The organism is Archaeoglobus neptunius (assembly GCF_016757965.1).
GTDB classification, from domain to species: domain Archaea; phylum Halobacteriota; class Archaeoglobi; order Archaeoglobales; family Archaeoglobaceae; genus Archaeoglobus; species Archaeoglobus neptunius.
Genome location: NZ_JAEKIW010000024.1, coordinates 1 through 861, shown reverse-complemented (window position 1 = coordinate 861; position 861 = coordinate 1). Strand labels below are relative to the sequence as shown.

General features: G+C 50.2%; 1 protein-coding gene. It reads left to right on the top strand.

All coding sequences use genetic code 11. The annotated features are described in order from the left end of the window. On the top strand, positions 1-861 hold an 861-nt coding region (locus JFQ59_RS12315), incomplete at both ends, for an AMP-binding protein (RefSeq protein WP_202320807.1).

The window sequence follows — 861 nt, the reverse complement described above, 5'->3', positions numbered from 1 at the left end:
ACTTCGTACCCCTTGTCGAATCCATAGCCGACAAGCTTGAAACGGTAAAAAGCTACGTCATCATGACGGACGACACAATGCCGGAAACAAAGCTGACTGACATCGAGTATGAGGAAATGCTCAGGAAAGCAAGCCCGGACTATGAATTCCCGGACTTTGATGAGAACACGATGGCGACATTGAGCTACACGACAGGAACAACAGGAAGACCGAAGGGTGTTTGGTTCACCCACAGAAAGCTTGTTCTTCATACTCTCGCCGGGTGTGTTGGATTGGTGGGCTATCGCTCTCCTCTCCGCCTTACCGGGGATAATGAAGTTTACATGCCGCTCACACCTATGTTCCACGTCCATGCGTGGGGAGTACCGTACATGACCTGGCTTCTTGGTATCAAGCACGTGTATCCGGGCAGATATGAACCGCAGATGATTGCCAAACTCGTGATGAGTGAAAGAGTTACATACAGCCACTGCGTTCCGACAATTCTGCAGATGATTGTTGACAACATGCCCGAAGGATTCAAGTTCCACGGCTGGAAAGTTTTGATTGGAGGGTCGAAGCTTCCAAAAGGTCTAGCAATGAGAGCGAGAGAGAAGGGGATCTACACAATGGCTGCTTATGGAATGTCTGAAACCTGCCCTGCTTTAACTGGAGCCTTCATAAAGCCGCATCTGATGGATCTGGATGAGGAGCAGAAGGTTGAACTGTCAATCAAGACCGGCATACCGTTTCCGCTTGTATACGTCAGAGTCATCCACGACGACTTCACAGACGTCAAACCCGATGAGAAGGACATGGGCGAGATAGTGGTCAGGGCCCCCTGGCTCACCGACACCTACCTGAAGGATCCGGAAAAAACAA